This window comes from Variovorax sp. GW458-11-26-14-LB1 (genome assembly GCF_059423965.1).
This window is the reverse complement of record NZ_JBWKYW010000044.1, coordinates 1-17,832: the sequence shown is the minus strand read 5'-3', so window position 1 is coordinate 17,832 and position 17,832 is coordinate 1. Positions and strand designations below refer to the sequence as shown.

General features: G+C 69.6%; 16 protein-coding genes. 4 read left to right on the top strand and 12 right to left on the bottom strand.

Translation table 11 applies throughout. From position 1 onward, the window contains the following. The first annotated feature begins 21 nt into the window (after positions 1-21). Genes AC07YS_RS24100 through AC07YS_RS24090 form a run of 3 tightly spaced genes read left to right on the top strand, consistent with a single transcriptional unit; the run spans position 22 to position 2,246 of the window. The gene (locus AC07YS_RS24100; RefSeq protein WP_139700783.1) at positions 22-615 is read left to right on the top strand and encodes an NAD(P)H-dependent oxidoreductase; all 594 of its coding nucleotides are present in this window, start codon (positions 22-24) and stop codon (positions 613-615) included. A 21-nt stretch (positions 616-636) separates the two neighbouring features. Beyond that, complete coding sequence (locus tag AC07YS_RS24095) at positions 637-1,599, top strand: PDR/VanB family oxidoreductase (protein ID WP_495269234.1); 963 nt, start codon at positions 637-639, stop codon at positions 1,597-1,599. Further along, entirely contained in the window at positions 1,596-2,246 is a 651-nt protein-coding gene (locus tag AC07YS_RS24090) for a TetR family transcriptional regulator C-terminal domain-containing protein (protein WP_159274126.1), read from the top strand. Before AC07YS_RS24095 ends, AC07YS_RS24090 begins: the two co-directional genes overlap by 4 nt. Here AC07YS_RS24090 and AC07YS_RS24085 read toward each other — a convergent pair. The 10 genes from AC07YS_RS24085 to mdeB all read right to left on the bottom strand — a co-directional run bounded on the left by AC07YS_RS24085 (position 2,239) and on the right by mdeB (position 13,667). Then, on the bottom strand, positions 2,239-2,706 hold the full coding sequence (locus tag AC07YS_RS24085) for a RidA family protein (protein ID WP_062479653.1): 468 nt from the start codon (positions 2,704-2,706) through the stop codon (positions 2,239-2,241). The two genes, AC07YS_RS24090 and AC07YS_RS24085, sit on opposite strands and share 8 nt — an antisense overlap. Then, positions 2,703-3,905: an amidohydrolase family protein gene (locus AC07YS_RS24080; protein WP_495269235.1), complete on the bottom strand. Its 1,203-nt coding sequence runs from the start codon at positions 3,903-3,905 to the stop codon at positions 2,703-2,705. The genes AC07YS_RS24085 and AC07YS_RS24080 overlap by 4 nt, the downstream gene beginning before the upstream one ends. Next, positions 3,902-4,720 carry a 2-oxo-tetronate isomerase gene (otnI, locus tag AC07YS_RS24075; RefSeq protein ID WP_307695228.1) on the bottom strand — a complete coding sequence of 273 codons (819 nt, stop codon included), beginning with the start codon at positions 4,718-4,720 and terminating at the stop codon, positions 3,902-3,904. Before otnI ends, AC07YS_RS24080 begins: the two co-directional genes overlap by 4 nt. 12 nt (positions 4,721-4,732) lie before the next feature. Beyond that, on the bottom strand, positions 4,733-5,398 hold the full coding sequence (locus AC07YS_RS24070) for a class II aldolase/adducin family protein (RefSeq protein WP_495269236.1): 666 nt from the start codon (positions 5,396-5,398) through the stop codon (positions 4,733-4,735). Continuing rightward, the gene (gene otnK / locus AC07YS_RS24065) at positions 5,395-6,666 is read right to left on the bottom strand and encodes a 3-oxo-tetronate kinase (RefSeq protein WP_495269237.1); all 1,272 of its coding nucleotides are present in this window, start codon (positions 6,664-6,666) and stop codon (positions 5,395-5,397) included. The genes AC07YS_RS24070 and otnK overlap by 4 nt, the downstream gene beginning before the upstream one ends. A gap of 3 nt (positions 6,667-6,669) precedes the next feature. Continuing rightward, positions 6,670-7,683, bottom strand: coding sequence for a D-erythronate dehydrogenase (denD, locus tag AC07YS_RS24060; RefSeq protein ID WP_495269238.1), 1,014 nt, complete (start codon positions 7,681-7,683; stop codon positions 6,670-6,672). A 43-nt stretch (positions 7,684-7,726) separates the two neighbouring features. Then, entirely contained in the window at positions 7,727-8,647 is a 921-nt protein-coding gene (gene ltnD / locus AC07YS_RS24055; protein ID WP_495261360.1) for an L-threonate dehydrogenase, read from the bottom strand. Between the two features lie 16 nt (positions 8,648-8,663). Beyond that, positions 8,664-9,989, bottom strand: coding sequence for an MFS transporter (locus tag AC07YS_RS24050; protein ID WP_070063259.1), 1,326 nt, complete (start codon positions 9,987-9,989; stop codon positions 8,664-8,666). Between the two features lie 157 nt (positions 9,990-10,146). After that, positions 10,147-10,923 (bottom strand): FadR/GntR family transcriptional regulator, encoded by a 777-nt coding sequence (locus tag AC07YS_RS24045; RefSeq protein WP_070063260.1) that lies wholly within the window; start codon positions 10,921-10,923, stop codon positions 10,147-10,149. 80 nt (positions 10,924-11,003) lie between these two features. Next, positions 11,004-13,667, bottom strand: coding sequence for an alpha-ketoglutarate dehydrogenase (mdeB, locus tag AC07YS_RS24040; RefSeq protein WP_495269239.1), 2,664 nt, complete (start codon positions 13,665-13,667; stop codon positions 11,004-11,006). Positions 13,668-13,772: 105 nt separating this feature from the next. On the opposite strand from mdeB, the gene AC07YS_RS24035 reads away from it, so the two are divergent. Next, entirely contained in the window at positions 13,773-14,246 is a 474-nt protein-coding gene (locus AC07YS_RS24035; RefSeq protein WP_062480783.1) for an Lrp/AsnC family transcriptional regulator, read from the top strand. 127 nt (positions 14,247-14,373) lie between these two features. Here AC07YS_RS24035 and AC07YS_RS24030 read toward each other — a convergent pair whose 3' ends face one another. Beyond that, the gene (locus AC07YS_RS24030; RefSeq protein WP_495269240.1) at positions 14,374-16,602 is read right to left on the bottom strand and encodes a PhoX family protein; all 2,229 of its coding nucleotides are present in this window, start codon (positions 16,600-16,602) and stop codon (positions 14,374-14,376) included. A 161-nt stretch (positions 16,603-16,763) separates the two neighbouring features. Beyond that, positions 16,764-17,832, bottom strand: a 1,069-nt coding sequence (mltA, locus tag AC07YS_RS24025) for a murein transglycosylase A (RefSeq protein WP_495275734.1), incomplete at its 5' end; no start/stop codon positions are given.

Below are 17,832 nucleotides of genomic sequence, written 5' to 3'. Positions count from 1 at the left end.
AACAGGCGAACCGGCCCGAACATGAAAACGCTCGTCGTCCATTGCCATCCGAACCCTGACAGCTTCAACCACGCGCTGTACCGCACCGCCCTCGAGGCCCTCACGCCGCGACATCCCGTCAAGGCCATCGACCTGTACGCCGAGGGCTTCGACCCGACGCTGACGCGCGAAGAGCGCATCGCCTACCTCGACAACCCCGAACTGATCCGCGAGCGCGTGAAACCCCACGTCGAAGCGTTGCTGTGGGCCGAACACCTGGTGTTCGTCTACCCCACCTGGTTCCATGGACCGCCGTCCATGCTCAAGGGCTGGCTCGAGCGCGTGTGGCTGCCGGGCGTGGCTTTCCTGCCCGCCGAACGCAAGGGACAACTCGCGAAGTCGGGCATGCGGCACATCCGCCGGTTGACGGTGGTGACCACGGGCGGTTCGCCGCGCTGGTTCGTGATGGCCATCGGCGACCCGGGACGGCGGCTGTTCACGCGCGCGCTGCGGGCACTGTTCGCGTGGCGCTGCAAGGTGACGTGGCTGCAGCTGCACGACATGAACGCCGTCACCGACAGTGACCGCACCCATTTCATCGCGCGCGTGGCGCGCACGCTGCACAACATCCAGTAGACAAGCAGGGAGACACACACCATGAGCCTCGAACGCACGCTGACCGTCCGTGTCGAACGCATCTCGCGCCAGACGCCGGAAATCCTGGCCTTCGAGCTGACGCACCCGTGGGGCCGGCCGCTGCCCGGCTACGAGGCCGGCGCGCACATCGACGTGCACATGCCCGGCGGCTTCTCGCGCCAGTACTCGCTGGCGCGCGCGCCCTCGGGCAGCGGCGGCTACGTGATCGGCGTGAAGCGCGAGCACGCCAGCCGCGGCGGCTCGGCCTCGATGCACGAGCGCGTGCGCGAGGGCGACCTGATCGCGATCAGCGCACCGCGCAACACCTTCCCGCTGCGCGCCGAGGCCCGGCGCCACCTGCTGCTGGCCGGCGGCATCGGCATGACGCCGCTGCTGGCCATGGCGCAGGCGCTGGCCGCGCGCGGTGCCGACTTCACGCTGTGCGTGTTCGCGCGCAGCGAGGAGCACCTGGCCTTCGCCGAGGCGCTGCACGCGCCCGCGCTGGCACCGCACCTGAAGCTGCACCTCGACCAAGGCGATGCGACGCAGCGCATCGACCTGCGCGCGCTGCTGGCCGAGCGCGCGCCCGACACGCACCTGTACGTGTGCGGCCCCGGCGGCTTCATGCAGGCGGTGCGCGAGGCCGCCGCGCACTGGCCCGAGGACGCGCTGCACACCGAGTACTTCGCCGCGCCCACCGGCACGGCCGCCGCCACCACCGGCCTGCCCTTCACGCTGAAGCTGGCGCGACGCGGCATCGAGGTGCCGGTGGCGGCCGACCAGACCGCGGTCGATGCGTTGCACGAAGTGGGCATCGACATCCCCGTGTCGTGCCAGCAGGGCCTGTGCGGCACCTGCGTGGTCGAGGGCGACGGCGACGGCGCCGAGCACCGCGACTTCTGCCTCACGGGCACCGAGCGGCGCACCAAGGTGGCACTGTGCTGCTCGCGCGCCAAGGGCCCCGACCTGGTGCTGCAGCTGTGAGCGTGACGGACACCGACAGCGAAGCCCCCGCCACGCGCGGGCGTTCGCGCAAGTACACGCAGGTGCTGGGCCTCATCAACCAGGCCGCCATCGAGGTGTTCGCCAGCGAAGGGCTGGCCGGCGCCTCGACCCAGGCCATCGCCGACAAGGCGGGCCTGTCGAAGGCGCAGCTGCACTACTACATCGAGAGCAAGGAGGCGCTGTACCGCCAGGTGCTGCAGGACATCCTGACCGACTGGATCGTGGTGTTCGGCTTCAGCGACGAGGCCTTCGGCCCGCGCAAGGTGCTGGGCGATCTCATCCAGCGCAAGATGATGTTCTCGTTCGAGCACCCGCTGCGCTCGCGCATCTTCACGGCCGAGATGATGCGCGGCGCGCCCGTCATCAACAGCATGATGGACACGAGCAAGCAGCGCACCGACCAGGCCGCCGCCGTGATCCAGAACTGGATGAACCAGGGCCTCATGGACAAAGCCGACCCGATGCTGGTGCTGTTCCACATCTGGGCCGTGACGCAGTTCTATGCCGACCACGCCACCCAGGCCGCCTACTACCGCAACACGGCGCAACAGGGCGACGACAAGGACCGCCGCTACCTGATCGAGCAGGTGACGGAGTTCCTGCTCAAGGGCGCGGGCGTCAAGTAGCCGCGCGCTGCGGCAGGTACATCGTGGCTTCCACCTCGACGAGCACCTCGTCGCCCGGCAGGAAGCGCGACACCTCGACCACCGTACTCACCGGCGGCTCGCCCGGATAGAACAGGCCGCGCACGCGGTTGTAGAAGGCGTAGTGCGGCAGGTGGCGGAAGTACTGCACCAGCTTCACCACGTCCTCCATGGTGCCGCCGTGCTCGGCCGCGATCTGGCGGATGCGCTCCAGCACGAACCAGCTCTGTGCCACGATGGGCGCCTCGAAGATGTCGACCGACATCTGGCCCGTGGCATAGCCCACGCCCTGCAGCGCGGTGCGGGCTTCTTCCGGGATGGCGTCGTAGCCCGCCACCGCACGGCGCGTGGCCGGGTCGACGGCGACCACGCCGCTCATGAAGACGAAATCGCCGACGCGCTTGGCGGCGGCATAGTTGGCCATCGGCTTGCCCATGCTCATGGTGTGTTCTCCAGTGCCCGGCCTGCGCGGTAGACGGTGCGTTGCCGTCCGCGCGGGCCGATGAGTTCGTGTTCGTCTGTGGCGGCCAGCACCACCAGGTCGGCCGGGCAGCCCGGTGCGATGCGGCCGTCCCACGCGAGGCCCAGCGCTTTCGCGGGGTTCACGGTGATGGTGTCGAGCCAGTCGGCGGCGGGCGCCAGGTGCGCCATCTGGACGCCCAGGCCGAAGGTCTCGAGCAGGTCGTAGCTGCCGTAGGGATAGAAGGCGTCCTGCACGTTGTCGGTGGCCAGGCTCGCGCGCAGGCCGTGCGCCGCGGCCTCACGGATGCGCGTGATGCCGCGCGCCACGGGCGTGCGGTCCCACGCACCCTGCAGGTAGAGGTTGGTGGTCGGCAGCGCGACGAGGTGCAGTCCGGCGCCGGCGCACAGCGTGAGCGTTTCGGCGGCCACGGCATCGTCCTGCACCGAGAGCGAGCAGGCGTGGCCGCAGACCACGCGGCCCTTGAAGTCGCGCGCGCGCACCAGCTGCGCGATGCTGCGCAGGCCGCTGGCGTCGGTGTCCAGGCCTTCGTCGACGTGGAAGTCCAGCCCCAGCCCGTGCTGCTGCGCGAGGTCGAACACGCGGCCCAGCTTGGCGAAGAGGCCGTCGTTGCGGTAGATGAAAGCGCCCAGCGAACCGCCCGCGCGCTTCACGTCGCGCGCGATGCGCTCGCCGGCGGCGAGGTCGGCGAACACGTCGAGCGGCACGAGCGCGACGAACTGCAGCTCGATGCGGCCCGCCCATTCCTCGCGCAGCGCCTCGAACACAGCCAGCGCGGCCGGCGGCTCGGGCTCGACCCAGTCGAGGTGCGTGCGCAGCGCGCGCGTGCCGGCGCGCCAGGCCTCGTGCAGCGCGCGCTCCATGCGCAGGCGCAGCGAGGCGCCGGTCCAGCTCGCGCGGTGGCGGCCCATGCGCTCGATGGCGGTGAACAGGTCGCCCTGCGCGGCGCCGACGTCCTGCACGGTGAAGTTCTTGTCGATGTGCGCGTGCGCCTCGACGAGGGCGCTCAGCAGCGTGCCGCGCGCCTGCGTCTGCGAGGCGCTGGGCGCGATGGCCGCGACCTTGTCGCCCTCGATCGTGACGTCGAAGACCTGCACATCGCCCGCTGCTGCGAAGCCCCGCAGCGGCGCGGGAATGCGCAGCGCTTCGAGCGTCGTCATGCGCGCTGGCGCCAGTCGCGCAGCCAGCCCAGGCCGGCCGAGGTGCCGCCGGGTTCCATGCCGCGGCGCGGACGGTATTCGCAACCGACCCAGCCTTGCCAGCCGCACTGCGCCGACACCTCGTCGATCACGCCGAAGAGGTAGTCGTAGTTCTGCTCGCCCACATCGGGCTCGTGGCGCTCGGGCACGCCCGCGATCTGCAGGTGGCCGACACGGCCGGTCGGCAGGTACTGGCGCAGCTTCATCGCCACGTCGCCTTCGACGATCTGGCAGTGGTACAGGTCCATCTGCACCTTGAGGTTGGCGGCGCCCACGGTCTCGACGATCTGGTGCGCGTGGTCCTGCCGGTTGAGAAAGAAGCGCGGGATGTCGCGCGTGTTGATCGGCTCGATCAGCACGTCGCGCCCGGCCTTCGCGGCCTCGGCCGCGGCCCAGCGCAGGTTCCCGACATAGACGGCCTCTGCCGCCTCGCGCGTGAGGCCTTCGGGCACGAGGCCGGCCATGACGTGGATGCGCGGGCAGTCGAGCGCCACGGCGTAGTCGATGGCCTTGGCGATGCCTTCGCGGAACTCGCCCTCGCGCCCCGGCAGGCAGGCCAGGCCGCGTTCGCCGCCGGCCCAGTCGCCGGGCGGTCCGTTGAACAGCACCTGCTGCAGGCCGTTGTGCTTCAGGCGCGCGACGATGTCTTCCTTGCTGAAGTCGTAGGGGAAGAGGTACTCGACGGCCTGGAAGCCGTCTTTCGCGGCGGCGTCGAAGCGGTCGAGAAATGCGAGCTCCGGATAGAGCATCGAGAGGTTGGCGGCGAATTGGGGCATGGGGTGTTTGTACTACCAGCGCGCACCGAAAGTGCGGCGCAGTTCATCGATCTGGTCGGGGGCGAGCGGTGCGGGCCGGGTGGCCTGCGTGAGCATCTGCAGGCGGGCGGTTTCTTCCAGCTCTTCGAGCACGGCCATCGCGGCGGCCGGCGTCTCGTGCCAGACGTTGGGGCCCAGGCGCGCGAGCATCGCCGCGCGGATCGGGGTGCCGGCCGCGCCATAGCGCGCGATGGTCTGCGCCACCTGCTCGGCCGCCTCGGGCGCGCCGGGGCGGTGGTACGGGATGACCGGCACATGGCCGACCTTCATCACGAAGTAGGGCGTGAGCGCGGGCAGCAGTTCGGCTTGCGGGTTGCCCAGGGTCAGGGCCACGCAGTGCGTGCTGTGCGTGTGGATCACGCAGGCCGTGGCGGCATCGAAGCTGCGCGCGGCGGCGTAGATGCGCGTGTGCAGCGCGATGGTCTTGCTGGCGCGGTCGCCGCCGGTCTGCTGGCCCTGCGCGTCGAGCCGTGCGAGCCGCGCGGGGTCGAGAAAGCCCAGGCAGGCATCGGTCGGCGTGATGAGAAAACCGTCGTCCAGCCGCACGCTGATGTTGCCGGCCGTGGCGTGCACGTAGCCGCGCTCGAACAGGCTGCGGCCGACGCGGCAGATTTCGTCGCGGGCTTCGTTCTCGGTCATGCGAGCACTGTAAAAGCTTTGGTGAAGAAATCGTCGCTGCCGAAGTTGCCCGACTTCAGCGTGATGTGCAGCCCCGCTTCGGGCGCCGCATCGCAGCGCGCATGGCACCACGGCACGCCCGGGTCGATCTGCGGACCGATCTGCATCTGCGCGATGCCCAGCGCCTGCACGCAGGCACCCGAGGTCTCGCCGCCGGCCACCACCAGCTGGTGCACGCCGCGCTCGACCAGGCCGCGCGCAATGGCGGCGATGGTGCGTTCGACCATCGCACCGGCTTCTTCCACGCCGAGCCGCCCCTGCACCGACTTCACGGCGCCGGCTTCGGCGGTCGAGTAGACGAGCACAGAACCCTTGTCGATGAGCGGTGCGGCCCAGGCCAGCACTTCGGCCGTCACGTCCACGCCCGCCGCGATGCGCAGCGGGTCGATCGCCATGGCCGCGCCACCGCGCTGGATGAAGTCGAGCACCTGCCGGTTGGTGGCCAGCGAGCAGCTGCCCGACACCACCGCCGTCTTGCCGCCGGCCTTCGGCAGCGCGCTGGCCTGCGACGACGGCGCGAGGCCGAAGTTGGCCGGCAGGCCGATGGCCACGCCCGAGCCCGCCGTGAGCAGCGGCAGCTTGGCGAGCGCCGGGCCCATGCGCAGCAGGTCGTCGTTCGAGACGGCGTCGACGATGGCGATCGACACGCCTTCGGTCTTCAGCTGCGCGATGCGTTCTTCGATGGCCGCTGCGCCGCGTGCGACCACCGCGTGGTCGATCAGGCCCACCTTGCGCGTGCACTGCGCCTGCAGCACGCGCACGAGGTTCGGGTCGGTCATCGGCGTGAGCGGATGGTTCTGCATGCCGCTCTCGTTGAGCAGCACGTCGCCCGCGAACAGGTAGCCCTTGAACACGGTGCGCTTGTTGTCGGGGAAGGCGGGCGTGGCGATGGTGAAGTCGCATTGCAGCGCATCCATCAGCGCCTCGGTCACGGGGCCGATGTTGCCTTGGGCCGTGCTGTCGAAGGTGGAGCAGTACTTGAAGTAGATCTGCTGCGCGCCCTGCGCCTGCAGCCAGCGCAGCGCTTCGAGCGACTGCGCGATGGCCTCGGCCGGCGCGATGGTGCGCGACTTGAGCGCGACCACGACCGCGTCCACGTCGGCATCGAGCGGGCCGGCGGGCACGCCGATGGTCTGCACCACGCGCATGCCGGCGCGCACGAGGTTGTTGGCCAGGTCGGTGGCGCCGGTGAAGTCGTCGGCGATGCAGCCGAGCACGAGCTTCGCCATCGCTCAGCCCTTCAGCGCCAGCGTGACCGCCTGCGCGTTCTCGCGCACGTAGTCGCGCAGGATGGCGTCGAAGCTGGCGTCGGCCTTCAGGCCCAGCGCCTCGGCGCGCGCCGCGTGGATGCGGCTGGGCCAGCTGGTGACGATCTTCGCGATGGCGGCGTCGGGTTCCCAGTCGATGAGGGCGGTGGCCTCGGTGCCGGCGATGCGCTCGAGCGCCTGCGCCATCTCGCGCACGGTGGTGGTCAGCGCGGGCAGGTTGACGGCGGTGCGCGCGCCCCATTCGGCGGCGCCGGCGGTGGCCGCGCGCACGATGCCGCCGACGGTGTTGCCGGGCGAGGCCAGCGCGACCGGCGTCTCGGGCGCCACGGGGCAGCGTGCGCGCACGCCGGCCAGCGGCTCGCGCAGCATGCCGCTCAGGAAGCTGGAGGCCGCGCCGTTCGGACGACCCGGGCGCACCGACACCGTCATGAGCCGCACGTTGCGGCCCTGCACGAAGCCCTTGCGCGTGTAGTCGGCCACGAGCTGCTCGCCGATGAATTTCTGGATGCCGTAGCTGTTCTGCGGCGTGGGCAGCGTGGTGTCCTCGATCACCGCGGGCAGGCGCTGCTCGGGCGAATCGCCGAACACGGCGACGGAGCTGGAGAACACGAACACGGGCGCATGGCCCGCGCTGCGGCAGGCGTCGAGCAGGGCGCGCGTGGTGTCCAGGTTGCTGCGCATGCCGAGGTCGAAGTCGGCCTCGCACTCGCCGCTCACGGCGGCGGCGAGGTGGAACACGGCGTCGGTGTCGGCCAGCGGCAGCGCGCCGTTGGCGGCTTGCTCGTACAGGTCGCCCTGCACGAACTGGATGCGCGCGTCGGCGGCGAGATCGGCGGGCGGCGGCACGCGGTCGGCGAGCGTGATGCGTGCGATGTCTTTCGCCGCGCCGCCGGCCAGTGCGAGCGGGCCGCCGGCGAGCAGGGTGCGGGCGAGGCGGGCGCCGAGGAAGCCGCAGCCGCCGGTGATGAGAACGTTCATGGTGTGTGTCTTTCCTGGGTCGGTGGAGCGCTGTCGCTCGATGCTATTTTTTCCCGGCGGGCAGTTCGATGCCCGGGAAGATCTTGATGACCGCGCTGTCGTCCTCGCGCGCGAAGCCGGCCGTGGAGGCCTGCATGAACATCTGGTGCGCGGTGGACGACAGCGGCAGCGGAAACTTGCTGGCGCGCGCCACGTCGAGCACCAGGCCCAGGTCCTTCACGAAGATGTCGACGGCCGACAGCGGCGTGTAGTCGCCCGCCAGCACGTGGGCCATGCGGTTCTCGAACATCCAGCTGTTGCCGGCGCTGTGGGTGATGACCTCGTACAGCGCATCGGGGTTCACGCCCTCGCGCAGGCCCAGTGCCATGGCCTCGGCCGCGGCGGCGATGTGCACGCCGGCCAGCAGCTGGTTGATGACCTTCACCTTGCTGCCCGCGCCGGCCGAATCGCCCAGGCGGTAGACCTTGGCGGCCATCGCATCGAGCATCGCGCCGGCCTTCTCATACGCCGCGGGCGTGCCGGCGGTCATCATCGTCATCTGGCCGCTCGCGGCCTTGGCGGCGCCGCCGGAAATGGGCGCGTCGAGGTACAGGATGCCTTGCTGCGCCAGGCGCGCTTCGAGCGCCACCGACCAGTTCGGGTCGACGGTGGAGCACATCACGAACAGGCTGCCGGGCTTCATCGACGCCGCGCAGCCGGGCGTGGTGCCGTCGCCGAACAGCACCGATTCGGTCTGCGCCGCGTTGACGACCACGCTGACCACGATGTCGCACTGCGCACCGAGCGCGGCCAGCGTGTCGCAGGCCGTGCCGCCTTCGCGCGCGAAGGCTTCGGCGACGCCGGGGCGCACGTCGAACACATGCGGCGCATGGCCCGCGCGGCGCAGCGATTGCGCCATGCCGCTGCCCATGGCGCCCAGGCCCACGAGGCCGACGACGGGGGTGGTGTTGGAAGAAGAAGTCATGTCGTGCGTCCTTCGATCAGCGATTGACGAGTTGCTTCGGGGTGAGCCACACGCCGATGGCGCCGAGCACCAGCGCGCCGGCCAGTACGTACATGCCGATCTGCGTGCTGCCCGTGAGGTCCTTCAGGTAGCCGATGAGGTACGGGCTCACGAAGCCCGCGAGATTGCCCACCGAGTTGATGACCGCGATGCCCGCCGCCGCCGCCGTGCCCGAAAGGAAGGCGGTGGGCAGCGACCAGAACAGCGGCGCGCAGGTGAGCACGCCGGCCGCGGCGAGCGACAGGAAGGTCAGCGACACGACCGTGTTCTGCGTGTACGAGGCCGCGACCGTGAAGCCCACGGCACCCATCATCGCGGGGATGATCAGGTGCCAGCGGCGCTCGCGGCGCGCGTCGGCGCTGCGCCCGAACAGGTTCATCGCGACGATCGCGCACAGGAACGGAATGGCGCTGAGCAGGCCGATGTTGAAGTTGCCCTGCACGCCCGTGGCCTTGACCAGCGTGGGCAGCCAGAAGGTCAGCGCGTACTGGCCCATGACGAAGGCGAAGTAGATGAGCGCCATCCACCACACGCGCGCGTCGCGGAACATCGCGCCCACCGAATGCGGGCCCTTGGCGCCGTGCGCCTGGTCGCGGTCGACCTCGCGCTGCAGCAGGTTCTTCTCTTCAGGCGAGAGCCAGCGTGCGTGCTTGATGCCGTTGTCCAGGTAGAACAGCACCATCACGCCCACCAGCACGGCAGGAATGGCTTCGATGATGAACATCCACTGCCAGCCGTGCATGGCCGACACGCCGTGGAAGGCGTCCATGATCCAGCCCGACAGCGGGTTGCCGAAGATGCCCGCCACGGGAATCGCCGACATGAACACCGCGATGATCCGCGCGCGCCGGTGCGACGGGTACCAGTGCGTCAGGTACAGGATCACGCCGGGGTAGAAGCCCGCCTCGGCCACGCCGAGCAGGAAGCGCAGGATGTAGAAGCTGGTCGGCGTTTCCACGAACACGAAGCAGGCCGACAGCAGGCCCCAGGTGATCATGATCCGCGCGATCCACACGCGTGCGCCCACGCGGTTGAGCAGCAGGTTGCTGGGCACTTCGAACAGGAAGTAGCCCAGGAAGAAGATGCCGGCACCGAGGCCGAACACGGTTTCGCTGAAGCCGAGGTCCGCGCCCATCTGCAGCTTGGCGAAGCCGACGTTCACGCGGTCGAGGTACGCGACCACGTAGCACAGCATCAGGAAGGGCACGAGGCGCCAGAACACCTTGGCGTAGGCGCGTTTTTCGAGCGCGGCGTCGGGCGCGTCAGCCGCGAGGGGCGCGCCGGCCTGGAGGGTGGAAGTCATTGGGAGGGAGTCCGCTGGATGAAAAAACGGGGCCGTCCCGTCACCCTGCGGCGCGGTCGCCCCTTACTTGTCAGGTCATCATACAAATTTAAGACAAGTTCCCGGATACGGGATAACCCGCACATCCTGGCCTCTCCAACAAATTGTGAGCGTGGGCTTACTTGCCCGCAGGCCAGCCTTCGACCAGGGGGCGGGCGAGCTGGGCGCCTTCCTGCTGCCAGAAGGCCGGGTCGGCCTGCTCGATGCGGCGGATGGCGTTGTCCATGTGGGCCTTGGCGGCCTCGCGCGCGGCCAGCGGGTCGCCGGCGTCGATGGCCTCGACGATGCGCGCGTGCTCCTGCGCCACTTCGCGCACGAAGTCGGCGCGGCGCGCCTCGTTGGCGCGCGTGACGCGGGTGGCGCCATGCAGGAACTGCCGCAGGTACTGCAGCGTCCCGATGAGGAAGGGGTTGCGCGCGGCCTCGGCGATGGCGCGGTGAAAGCGCACGTCCTCGTCGGCGCCGTTGCCCCCCATCGACACCGCCGCGTGCAGCGCATCGATGGCGTCGCGGATGCGCAGCATGTCCTCGGGCGTGCGGCGCTCGGCCGCGAGCGCGGCCACCTCGGCCTCGAGCGCGCGGCGCAGCTCGACCATCTGCACCACCGCTTCGCGCGAGGCCACGTGCGGCATCTCGAAGCGCAGCGGCTCCACACCGGCAGCGCGCACGTACACGCCGCTGCCCTGGCGCGAATCGACCAGCCCGAGCGACTTGAGTCGCGACACCGCCTCGCGCACCACCGTGCGGCTCACGCCGAACTGGGTGGCCAAGGCGGTCTCGGTGGGCAGCCGGTCGCCTTCCGACAGGCGCCCGCTGCGCACCTCGGCCACGAGCGCTTCCGCCACCTGGTCGGCCAGGCGGACGGCGGGAGCAAGGGACTGGAAGCGGGCGGTCATGGGCGCGGGAAGGCGGTGGGGCCTGCGACTCTAACGCAGGCACCGCACCGTCACGCCGCATGGCCGCGCTGGCGCTGTCGTCAGGCGCCGAGCGCGTGCCGCGCGGCCCGCGCGATGCTCGCCGCGTCCACGCCGAAGAAACCGCGCAGCGCGGCGCGCGTGTCGCTGCGACCGAAGCCGTCGGTGCCCAGCGTGAGGTAGCGGCGGCCTTCGGGCAGGAAGGCGCGCACGCTCTCGGGCAGGGCGCGCACGTAGTCGGTGGCGGCGACAATCGGGGCCTTGCTGCTGCCCTTGCCGAGCTGCTGCGCGACGAAGGGCGTGCCGGCGTCTTTTTCGCCGGCCAGCGCGCGCTGCTCGCAGGCCTGGCCGTCGCGCGCGAGTTCGCTCCAGCTCGTGACGCTGAACACCTCGGCCGCGATGCCTTCGTCGGCCAGCTGCTGCGCGGCCTTGATGACCTCGGTGAGGATCGCGCCCGAGCCCAGCAGCGTGACGCTCTGCTTCGCCTTGCCCGATGCCGGCGCATACGTGCCGAAGCGGTAGCAACCGCGCAGGATGTCGGCCTCGGCGCCCGCCGGCAGGTCGGGCTGCGCGTAGTTCTCGTTCATGAGCGTGACGTAATAAAACACGTCCTGCTGCTCGACCATCATCTCGCGGATGCCCGCGTCGACGATGACCGCCATCTCGCCCGCGAAGGCCGGGTCGTAGGCCTTGCAGTTGGGAATGGTCGCGGCCACGAGGTGGCTGCTGCCGTCCTGGTGCTGCAGGCCTTCGCCGCCGAGCGTGGTGCGCCCCGAGGTGGCGCCCAGCAGGAAGCCGCGTGCGCGCTGGTCGGCCGCGGCCCAGATGGCGTCGCCCACGCGCTGGAAGCCGAACATCGAGTAGTAGATGTAGAACGGCAGCATCGCCAGGCCGTGCACGCTGTAGCTGGTGGCCGCGGCCGTCCAGCTGGCGATGGCGCCGGCCTCGCTGATGCCCTCTTCGAGGATCTGGCCGTCGGTGGCTTCGCGGTAGCTCAGCACCGAGCCGATGTCTTCCGGCGCATAGCGCTGGCCCACGCTCGAATAGATGCCGACCTGCTTGAACAGGTTGGCCATGCCGAAGGTGCGCGCCTCGTCGGCCACGATGGGCACGATGCGCGGGCCCAGGGCCTTGTCCTTCATGAGGTTGCCCAGCATGCGCACGAAGGCCATGGTGGTGCTCATCTCCTTGCCGGCGGCGGCCGTGGCGAACTGCGCGTAGGCCGCGATGTCGGGCTTGGGCACGACGTCGCACGCGGTCTCGCGGCGCGGCATGGCGCCGCCGAGCGCCTCGCGGTGCTGGCGCAGGTAGCGCATCTCGGCGCTGTCTTCCGCCGGGCGGTAGAAGTCCATCGCGGTGGCCTGCGCGTCGGTGAGCGGCAGGTTGAAGCGGTCACGGAACTCGATGAGGTCGACGTCGCCCATCTTCTTGTGCGAGTGCGTGGTCATCTTGCCCTGCGCGGCGCTGCCCATGCCGTAGCCCTTCTTGGTGTGGGCCAGGATCACGGTGGGCTGGCCCTTGTGGGCAGCAGCGGCTGCGTACGCGGCATGGATCTTCACGAGGTCGTGGCCGCCGCGCTTCAGGCGGTCGATCTGCTCGTCGGTCATGCCTTCGGCCAGGCGCGCGAGTTCGGGGTTCTGGCCGAAGAAGTTGTCGCGGTTGAAGCGGCCGTCCTTGGCGGCGAAGGTCTGCATCTGGCCGTCGACGGTTTCCGCGAACACGCGCGCGAGCGCGCCGCTCACGTCCTGCGCGAACAGGCCGTCCCAGTCGCTGCCCCACACGAGCTTGACGACGTTCCATCCTGCCCCGGCGAAGAGCTTTTCGAGCTCATCGATGATGCGGCCGTTGCCACGCACCGGGCCGTCCAGGCGCTGCAGGTTGCAGTTGACGACCCACACGAGGTTGTCGAGCTTTTCGCGCGCGGCGAGCGTCAGCGCGCTCATCGATTCGGGCTCGTCCATCTCGCCGTCGCCGAACACACCCCACACCTTGCGGCCTTCGCAGTTCAAGAGGTTGCGGTGCGTGAGGTAGCGCATGAAGCGCGCGTGGTAGATCGAGCTGATCGGGCCGATGCCCATCGAGCCGGTGGGGAACTGCCAGAAGTCCGGCATCAGGTACGGATGCGGGTAGCTGCACAGCCCACGCGCGCCGCTGCCGTCGGTGAAGGCCGGCGCGGTGAGTTCCTGGCGGTAGTGGTTCAGGTCTTCTTCGCTCAGGCGGCCTTCGAGGTAGGCCCGCGCATACACGCCGGGCGCGCTGTGCGGCTGGAAGAACACGAGGTCGCCGCGGTGCGCCGGGCTGCGCGCATGGAAGAAATGGTTGAAGCCGGTCTCGAACAGGTCGGCCGCGCTCGCGTAGCTGGCGATGTGGCCGCCGAGTTCGCCATACGCCTGGTTGGCCTTGGCCACCATGGCGAGCGCGTTCCAGCGCATGAGCGAGGCGAGCTTTTCCTCGACGGCGAGGTCACCCGGGAACGGCGGCTGGTCGGCCGCGGCGATGGTGTTGACGTACGGCGTGGCCAGCTCGGGCTGCCAGCCGATGCGCTGCTGCCGCGCCAGGCGCGCCAGCTCGGCCAGCATCTGGCGCGCGCGCTGCGGACCTTGCGTCTGCGCCAGCGCCAGGAAGGCGTCGCGCCATTCGGCGGTCTCTTCGGGGTCGGGGTCGTGCGACGGCGGCGTGTCGAGCAACAGGGCGCGCATCTGGTCGGCGGAGATCGGGGCGTTCATGTCAGCACTTTAAGCCGCCTTGCGGAAAATTAGCTACCGGCACCTGCGACTTCATGGCTATTCGCAAGCATAAAATGCCGCAAACCAAGCGCTTCACGGAATTTCATGGAACTCGACGCCATCGACCTGCGCATTCTCGACGAGCTGCAACGCGACGGCGCCCTGTCGAACGTCGAACTGGCGCGCCGCGTGCACCTGTCGCCCTCGCCCTGCCTGGCGCGCGTGAAGGTGCTGGAGACCAGCGGCGTGATCGACCGCTACGTGGCGCTCGCGAACGCCAAGGCGCTGGGCCTGGGGCTCAACGTGTTCATCTCGATCAGCCTGACCACGCAGAGCAAGCAGTCGCTGGCCGACTTCGAGCAGCGCATCGCCGAGCACGACGAGGTGATGGAGTGCTACCTGATGACCGGCGACAGCGACTACCTGATCCGCATCGCTGTGGCCGACATGGCGGCGCTGGAGCGCTTCATCATGGAGCAGCTCACGCCGATTCCGGGGATCGAGAAGATCCGCTCGAGCTTTGCGCTCAAGCAGGTCAGATACAAAACGGCGCTGCCGTTGCCAGCAGCGCCGTTGTAATGGGTGCTCCCCCAGGCTTCGCGCACTTCGTGTCGCTGCGCCAACCCCCTCGCCGGGGGCAACACCAGTGGCCCGGCAGAGCCGGTTCCACGGTGTTTCCCGAAGGGGGCTGAGGGCGCTTGGACGCTTACAGGCCGATCAGGCCGCCGTCGTTCTTGGTGATGACCACGGTGGCCGAGCGCGGGCGGGCCGTGCCGCCGTCCGGCCAGTTGCTGATCGGTGCAGCGAGGTCGCCCGTGCCTTCACCCGGATGCTGGATGTTCACGAACAGCGCACGGCCGTCGCCCGACTCGGCGATACCAGTGAGTTCGCAGTCCTTCGGGCCGACCAGGAAGCGGCGCAGGCCTTCCGTGCCGGGGGCCTTGCCCACGAAGGTGTTCTGCGTGCGGGTGATGCTGTTCACGGCGTCGACGTTGGTGATCACCTTCGCGCCGCCGTCGCCCACCTTGCCGGGCAGTGCGGCCAGCAGCATGCAGTTGGTGACGTCGGTGTAGGCGCCGTCGTCGGTCTCCAGCCACAGCAGGCCGGGTGCGGCGTGGCTGAACCACATGCCGTCGGGGCTGGACAGGTCGTTGTCGGCCGTGAGCTGCGAGAGGTTGACGTCGGCCGAGGCCGTCGAGCGCGCTGCGAAGAGGTACACGTCCCACTTGAAGCTCAGCGCGGTCGGGTCGGTGTTGTCGTCCGCGAAGCGCACGATGTGGCCGTTCGGGTTGCCCAGCTGCGACTTGCCGGCGGTGGTCTTGTCGTCGTAGTAGCGCGGGTTGGAGGCGCTGGTCTTGCCGATCGGGCGCGAGCCGGCGTTGGTGTTGGTCAGCGTCACGTAGACGTCGCCGGTCTTCGGGTTGACGGCGGTCCACTCGGGGCGGTCCATCTTGGTCGCGCCGGCGGCGTCGGCAGCCAGGCGGGCGTTGGTCACCACGTCGGCCGCATCGGCGAAGGCGTACTTGTCGTAGCTCGAGGTGATGTTGTTCAGGCCGAACTTGAGCTCGAGCCACACGCCCGTGCCGTCTTCGTTGAAGCGGGCCACGTAGAGGCGGCCGTCGTCCATGTACTTGTCGCCCGAGGCCATGCCGCCGCCGATGTCGGCCGCGTCCCAGTTCTTCGTGGAGACGAACTTGTAGATGTACTCGTTGCGCGAGTCGTCGCCCATGTACCAGACCAGCGGCTTGCCGACCACGACCGGGCCGAGGCAAGCGCCTTCGTGGCCGAAGCGGCCAAGGGCGGTGCGCTTCTTCGGCGTGCTCGTCGGGTTGAACGGATCGATCTCGACCACCCAGCCGTAGGTGTTGTGGCCGTTGCGGTAGTCGTCGGTGGCGGTGGCGCCAATGACTTCGGTGTTCCAGCGGCCGTACTGGCCGTCGGCGGTGTCGGGCGTGACGGTGGCCCAGAGTTCACGGCCGGTGCCGGTCACGCCGTAGCGGCTGAACGAGGCCTTTTCCTTGGTGGTGCGGTTCTTGTCGTCGTTGGCAACGATGCGGCGGAAGTAGCCTGCCCAGTTCTCTTCGCAGGTGAGGTACGTGCCCCACGGCGTGGTGCCGTTGGCGCAGTTGTTGAGCGTGCCGCGGGTCTTGCTGCCGTCGGTCGAGTACTTGGTCTTCAGGTAGTCGGTCTTGGCGGCCGGGCCCGAGAACTGCATTTCAGTGAGCGTGTGGACGCGGCGGTTGAAGCTCGAATCCTGCTTGTAGCTCCAGCTGCTGCCGTTCTTGTTCACCTCGACCACGCTCACGCCGTGCAGGTAGAACTCGCGCGTCACTTCATCGGCGACGGTGCGCACACCGCCCACGATGGTCTGGCCTTTCGGGTGCAGGAACAGCGGCGTGATGGCCTCATGGTTCATCACCAGCAGGCCACGCGACGCGTTGGCCGGGTCCCACTTGTTCGTGGCGTTGACGCCGAAGAAGGTCATGCCGTCGTGGTGGTCGCCGGCGCGGCGGTCGTAGGTGGCCGGATCGTCGGTGCCGTCGTTCTTGTACGCAGCCACGCCGGCAGCGATCGGGTCGCCCAGGCGGTAGAGCACGCTGGCGGTGTAGCCGGCGGGCACGGTCACGACGTCATCGAGACTCTTGGCCACGGGGTTGAAGCCCAGCTTCAGCGGCGTGGGCGACGGTGCGGGGGCCGGCGCGGGCGCGGGAGCCGGTGCGGGCGGAATGATGGGGAAGGCTGCGCCGCCACCACCGCTGCCGCCACCGCAGGCCTGCAGCAGTGCGGCGCCGGCGGTACCGACGCCCAGGCCGAACAGATGGCGGCGGCTCAGGCGCGACGCGACCAGGTCGGTAAAGGACGGGTTCGGGGAATCGTTGGTGCCGACATCGTCGAGATCGACGCCGTTGGCGTCCGTGCGGGTGTTTGCGGTCATGCGCAATATCTTTCGTGGGTTGGGATTGAAACCAGCCCGCGAAGTTAGGCACTTCGCATGACATGCCTGTGAAACGCTCGGCCGTTGGTTGGGGTACGGCGAGATTTCGTCAAAAAACCTTCACGCCCGCGCCACACATTGCAGCGCGGACGCTGCGCCCCTCAGGGCGCCGGCAGTTGCCTCGGCCACAACGCCCACAGCCGCAGCGGCTGGTTCACGCTCGCCGCCAGCCGGCCGGCCTCGGCGCCGGTGCCCGCGAAGTAGTCGGCGCGCACGGCGCCCAGGATGGCGCTACCGGTGTCCTGCGCCACCACCAGCTTCTGCAGCTGCGCGGTCGGGCCGTTCGATGCGAGCCACACCGGCGTGCCGTAGGGAATGCTCTCGCGATCGACCGCGATGGAGCGCCCCGCCGTCAGCGGCACGCCTTGCGCGCCGCGCGGGCCGAAGGCGGCGTCGAGTTCGCTCATGGTCTCTTCGCGGAAGAACACGTAGCGCGGGTTGCTCCACAGCAGCTGCGACACGCGCTGCGGGTTCTGCGCCACCCAGGCCTTGGTGTCGTCGGGCCACTTGCCGACCTTGGCCACGCCCTGGCTCATGAGCCACTGTTGCACGCTGCGGTACGGCTGCTCGTTGGTGGCCGCGTAGGCCACGCGCACCGTGTGCTGGTAGCCGTTGGCCTCGGTGATGCGCAAGCGGCCCGAGCCCTGGATGTGCAGCATCAACGCGTCGATGGGGTCGGCCATCCAGGCGATCTCGCGACCGCGCAGCGCGGCCTGGGCCTCGGGCAGGGTCTCGATCTCCTGGCGCGTGAACCAGGGGCGCTTGGGCACGAGGCCGTCGGGCGCCTGGTACAGCGGCACGCTGAAGCCGGCCGAGGGCACGCGCGAGGCCTCGTACACGGGCTCGTAGTAGCTGGTGAGCTTGCCTTCGCTCTGGCCCGCGAGCGATTCCACGCGGTAGGGCTGCAGCCGGTCGGTCATCCAGCGGCGCTGCTCCTCGGGCGTGGCGATGGCGAGCTGGCGCACCTCGCGGCACAGCGGCGCGAAGGCGGCGTTGGGGCGTGCGCAATTGGCCAGCAGCGCGATCCACGCCTCATGCAGCGGGTCTTCGCTGAAGCCCGGCAGCTCGGACCAGCCCACGGGCACCCAGCGGCTTTTCGGATGCGCGAGCGATCCGGTCAGCGGACCGAGGTCGCGCGGCGGGGTGACGGTGGGTCGGGTGGGGGTGTCG